This window comes from Amycolatopsis sp. NPDC003861 (genome assembly GCF_053605405.1).
In genome coordinates, this window is the sequence record NZ_JBSGJD010000402.1 from 1 (window position 1) to 5,662 (window position 5,662).

Consider the following 5,662-nt stretch of genomic DNA (forward strand, 5'->3'; position numbering starts at 1 on the left):
GCGTTGGACGCACCGAACGCCACATTGGGTGCGTTGGACGCAACCAACGCCACATTGGGGCGCTTTGGGCTACGCGCCGGCGGCCGGTTCGGGGTCGCGGACCGCGGCGTAGAGGGCCTCGATGTCGGCCGAATAGCGGTCGTTGATGACCCGGCGCTTGAGCTTGAGCGTCGGGGTCAGCTCGCCGGATTCGGGCGTCCACGTCTTCGGCAGCACGTGGTAGCGCTTGATCTGCTCGATCCGGGCGAGCCTGCTGTTGGCCGACTCGACCGCGCGTTCCAGCTCGGCCCGCACCGCCGGGTGCGACGCCAGCTCGTCCGGCGACGCTTCGACGCCGTTCGCCGCGGCCCAGCCCGGCGCGATCTCGTCGTCGAGGACGATCAGGGCCGTCACGTACGGGCGGTCGTCGCCGATCGCGACCGCCTGGCCGATCAGCGGGTGCTCCTTGAGCAGGCCCTCGATCCGGGTCGGCGCGATGTTCTTGCCGCTCGAGGTGATGATCAGTTCCTTCTTGCGGTCGGTGATCGTCACGAAGCCGTCTTCGTCGATCGTGCCGATGTCGCCGGTCGCCAGCCAGCCGTCGGCGTCGGTGGCGTCGGCGATCGTGCCGTCCTCCTGCAGGTAGCCGAGGAACACGATCGGGCCGCAGACCAGCAGCTCGCCGTCCTCGGCGACCTTCACCTCGACGCCTTCGAGGGGCTTGCCCACCGTGCCCGCGCGGAAGTCAGAGCCGGAGTTGGACGTCGCCGCGCCGGTCGTCTCGGACAGGCCCCAGACCTCGCAGATCTCGAGGCCGAGGCCGGCCAGGAAGTAGATGATCTCCACCGGGAGGGCGGCCGCGCCGCTGGAGGCGACGAGCACCTTGTCCAGCCCGAGCAGCGCGCGCACCGGCGCCAGCGCGGCCTCGTCGGTCTGCCGGATCTTCTCGGCCAGCTCCGCGGGCACCGGCTGCCCGGCGCTGCGCAGCTTGTAGCCCTGCTGCAGCAGCTCGTTCGCCTGCAGCAGCGCTGTGCGCCGGTCTTCCGGCACGCCGCCGAGCATGTTCTTGAGCCCGGCGACCATCTTCTCCCACACGCGCGGGACGCCGAAGAAGCTCTGCGGGTGCACCTTGCCGAGCGCGCCGACGACCCCGCTCGGGTCGGCGAGGGTGTGCACGTGCCCGGCCCAGACGATCGGGAGGTAGATCGACAGCTCCCGCTCGGCGATGTGCGCGAGCGGCAGGTACGCGATGTTCGTCGCGTGCATCGGCGGGTGGTGCAGTTCGGTGACCGCGTACCCCTGGTGGATCGCGTTGCGGTGGGAGAGCACGACGCCCTTGGGGTCGCCGGTGGTGCCGGACGTGTAAATCATCGACAGCGGGTCGTCCGGCTTGATCTCCTGCCACGACCGCTCGAAGGCGTCCGGGTCGGCGGCAAGCGCTTCCCGGCCCCGGGCGCGGAGGTCGGCGAAGGAGAGAAAGCGGTCGTCACCTTCGGGGATCGCGGCCGCGTCCAGCACGACGATGTGCCGCAGCGCCGGGAGGTCGTCGAGCACCGGCCGCCAGCGCACCAGCTCGTTCTCCCCGCCGAGCACCACGACCGGCGCCGCGCTGTGCCGCGCGACGAACCGGATCTGGTCCGGGCTGAGGGTGGCGTAGGCGGTGCAGGGGATCGCGGACAGGTGCGTCGCGGCGAGGTCGGCGATGATGTGGTCCGGGCAGCCGGGCGCCATGATCAGCATGCGGTCGCCCTTGGCGAGCCCGAGCCCGGCCAGGCCGCGGGAGACCTCGGCGATCGCGGTGCGGAACTCCAGCCAGGTCAGCGTCGGCTGCCCTTCGAGGTCGAGCGAGGTGATCGCCGGCAGGTCCGGGTATTCGACCGCGTTGCGGTGCAGCAGCCGCGGGATCGTCTGGCCTTCGGTCTGCTCGGCGACGGACGGGGTGGTCAACGCTGGCCTCCTCGGAGCTCCGGATGGCCACACTGTAGGGGCTCCCGGCGCAGGTGGATAGAGAATCGCGGCCACGTCAAGCGTCGCCGTCGAACCGGACATAGCGGTCAGGTCCCCACCACTGTCCACTGTGTACGCGGGCGTTCCGGTGCGAACCGCGCTTCAATGGGAGGACCACGGACTCCAGGGGGAAGCGATGACGCGGTCGGCTTGTGAACTGCTCGTGAAGATCCAGGCCGAGCTCGCGCCCCGCGACGGCGACAACCGGCTCGTGCCGCTGATCACCGCGGGCCGGGCACCGCGCGCGGTGTTCGCCGCGCTCGCCGCCGAGGAGAAGCTGATCACCCTCAGCGACTGGCGGAGCTTCCACGAACTGGCCGCCCGGGCCGGCGAGCCGCACGCGCGCACCTTCTTCGGTGGCCTCGCGCCGGGGGAGCAGCAGGCGAACGGGATGCTGGACGCGCTCCTCGCGGCGACTGGTCCGGACCACGGGAAGGAGCTTCCCCGCGCGGGCTGCCAGGTCTACCCGGCCTACGTCGCCTGGCTCGCGCTGAACGGCGAGTCGTCGGCGACCGCGGCGGGGATCTTCGCCAATTTCGCCGCCTTCGGCCGGTACTGCCGGGACGTCGCCGCCGGCATGCGCGAGCACTACGGCTTCACCGACGAGCAGTGCGCGTTCTTCGACTTCTTTGCTGCGGACGTTCCAGAAATAGAAGAACAAGCGCTCGCCGCGATCCAGGCCGGCCTCGACGCGCACCGGCTCGACGAACGCGAAGCGCACCGCTGCGCCCGGCTGTTCCAGAGCTACGAGCTGCTCTTCTGGAACACGCTGGCCGACGAGTTCCCGGGCTGACCGGGCCGCCGGCGCCGCGGAACCGGTACCGGGGCCTTCGCAGCGTCCTGGACCGGCCGCAGTTGCGGAATGCCGGGAATTCCGGCCGTCTGCCCGGGGAATCCGCGGCCCCGCTCGCGAATGCTGCCCATTCCGCTTTCCCGGGGCCGTCCACACCGGACGAACGCGATGTCCGGGCGGGTCGGCGCGGGTCCGTGATGTTTGTCACCGAACGATTCGCCGCTGTCGTACGTAGGAGGCGCCGACCGGAACGCGCGGAGGGTCCGGGAGCGCTTCCGTTACTCACATACGTGCGTGGAACGAAAGTCGCCCTGCGACGAAGCTCACGACTTACGGTGGTGGACTTTCCAAGCGCAGGCAGCGAGTGTGGAGGGGTCACCGTTCCAAGATCACGTTCTCGCCACGGACTTGACGCGCCCTGGAGGGCTGCATAACGTCGTCGCGGGCGAAGCAGACCACGGTGATGTTGATCCGGCTGGTCGGAATCCGGGTGTTGACCGCCTCGGGCGACCCGAAAACCATGTACTGCCGGAAGGAAAACGGACCCAGGTGAAGCAGATTTCTCTTCGACGCAACCGGGGATCCTCGATTCGGAAGCGCGTGCTCACGATCGCGCTCGTCCCCAGTGTCGCGCTGTTGCTGGTCGGCGTGGTTCTCGCGGGCTACCTCATCTACGACGCCGTCACCGGCCGGGACTACACGAACCGTATCCGTGGTTCGGAGGCCCCGTCCATCCCGTTCCTCGCCTCGCTGCAGCAGGAGCGCCAGGCCACGCTGACCTTGCTCGCGGGCCAGAGCAACCAGCGCACCGTGCTCGCCGCCGTCCGGCCGAAGACGGACGAGAACGCCGCGAAGACCGTCCAGTACCTCAAGGACAACTTCGCCGGCTACGACGACACCCCGCCGAGCGTTCTGAAGAACATCACCACGTTCTTCGGGTTGTTCCAGCAGCTGCCGCAGAACCGCCAGGCGGTCGACAGCGGCCAGATGCAGCTCAACCAGGCCTTCGCCTACTACAACAAGATGATCGACCAGTTCATCGACGGTGTGGCGGGGCTGGCCCAGAACGCGCGCGGTGCGCAGAACGCGTTCGACCGGCTGACCGCCATCCCGCTGTTCACCGCGGCCGACGGGATGCAGCGCAGTGACGCGCTCGCCGCCGCCGGGCTGGCCGCGGGCGGGCTGAGCAACGACGACTTCCGGACCTACGTCGGCCAGGTCGGTGCCTACCACGTCCAGCTCGACTCGTCGGCGCCGAAGCTGATCCCCGAGGTCAAGGCCAAGTACGACGAGCTGCTCGCCAGCCAGCCGTGGCAGACGGTGAACCAGGTCGAGACCACGTTCCTGCGCGGTGACCTGTCGAAGCTGCCGGTGCCGCAGGACCAGTGGCGCACCGCCGCCCGCCAGGTCGGTGCCGCGCTGATGGGCATCTTCATCCTGCAGAGCTCGAACGCGAGCCAGGCGGCGATCAACGACGCGGACTCGACGTTCACCGAATCGCTGATCGCCGGTGTGATCGCGGTCCTGTTCGCGGTCTTCGTGGTCTTCGTCGCCGTCCGGCTGTCGAACCGGCTCATCGGCCGCCTGCACCGGCTGCGCGAGGACACCCTCGACGCGGCCGAGGTCCGGCTGCCCGAACTGGTCGCCCGCGTCCAGGCCGGCGAGCCCGTCGACCTCGAAGAGGGCGGGCACTTCCTCGACCACGGCACCGACGAGATCGGCCAGGTCGCCGACGCGTTCAACAAGGCGCAGCAGACCGCCATCGCGGCCGCCATCGACGAGGCGAAGACCAAGGAGGGCACCAAGACGGTGTTCCTCAACATCGCCCACCGCAGCCAGGTCATCGTGCACCGCCAGCTCAAGGTGCTCGACCAGGCCGAGCGCAAGCAGGAGGACCCGGACCAGCTGGACACGCTGTTCCAGCTCGACCACCTCTCCACCCGCGCCCGCCGCAACGCCGAAAACCTGATCATCCTCGGCGGCGGGCAGCCGGGCCGTCAGTGGCGCAACCCGGTCGGGCTGGCCGAACTGGTCCGCGGCGCGTCCGCCGAGACCGAGGACTTCGCGCGGGTCAAGACGGCGGTGCTGCCGCAGATCGCCATCCGCGGCCCGGTCGTCGGCGACCTCGTGCACCTGCTGGCCGAGCTGATCGACAACGCGACGTCGTTCTCGCCGCCGCAGTCGCGGGTCGAAATCCGCGGCAACGTGGTCGGCAAGGGTGTCGTGATCGAGGTCGAGGACCAGGGCCTCGGGCTCGAGCCGGACCAGACCGAAGAGATCAACTCGATGCTGGCCGACCCGCCGGACTTCGGGATCATGGCGCTGTCGGACGAGCCGCGCCTGGGCCTGTTCGTGGTCGCGCGGCTGGCCGCCCGCCACGGCATCCAGGTACACCTGCGGGAGTCGGCCTATGGCGGCACCCGGGCCATCGTCCTGGTGCGCACCGACCTGCTCGCCCCGCTCGCCGAGTCCGAGCCGGAGCAGCCGATCACCCCGCCGAAGCCGGAGCTCGTCCCGAACCCGGTCGAGCCGGAGACCACGGCCAACGACGAGGTCGCGCCGCTCAAGCGGCCGGTGCGCCGCCCGGCGCGCCACCGCACCGAGCCGCCGGTCTCACCGGTGACGCCGCCCGCGACCGTGGTTACCCCGCCGGTGACCGTCCCGCCGCCCGCCCCGGACCGCACGCCGACCCCGGACCGGCTGCCGGTCACCCAGCCCTCGGCGACGCAGCCGCCGTCGGCCCCGACGCCGGTCCCGGTCGGGTCCGTGTCGGAGCCGGTCAGCCAGCCGACCCAGGCCCAGCCCGTGGCCGCCGTCCGGCCGCCCGCCCCGCCGAACCGGACTTCGCGCCCGGCCCGGCCGGCCGCGCAGCAGCCGGTCTGG

General features: G+C 70.6%; 3 protein-coding genes. 2 read left to right on the forward strand and 1 reads right to left on the reverse strand.

Annotated elements, in window-relative coordinates:
• Positions 1-69: 69 nt before the first annotated feature.
• Entirely contained in the window at positions 70-1,926 is a 1,857-nt protein-coding gene (locus tag ACWEVN_RS46095) for an AMP-dependent synthetase/ligase (protein ID WP_452055487.1), read from the reverse strand.
• Between the two features lie 196 nt (positions 1,927-2,122).
• Here ACWEVN_RS46095 and ACWEVN_RS46100 point away from each other — a divergent pair, with 196 nt between their 5' ends.
• A complete protein-coding gene (locus ACWEVN_RS46100) occupies positions 2,123-2,779 on the forward strand; it encodes a transcriptional regulator (protein WP_452055488.1) in 657 nt (218 codons plus the stop codon).
• Between the two features lie 600 nt (positions 2,780-3,379).
• Positions 3,380-5,662, forward strand: a 2,283-nt coding sequence (locus tag ACWEVN_RS46105; RefSeq protein ID WP_452055489.1) for a nitrate- and nitrite sensing domain-containing protein, incomplete at its 3' end; no start/stop codon positions are given.

Excerpts from the sequence above, each read along its gene's own strand:
- ACWEVN_RS46100 (WP_452055488.1), top strand. The coding sequence starts at position 2,123 with ATGACGCGGTCGGCTTGTGAACTGCTCGTGAAGATCCAGGCCGAGCTC.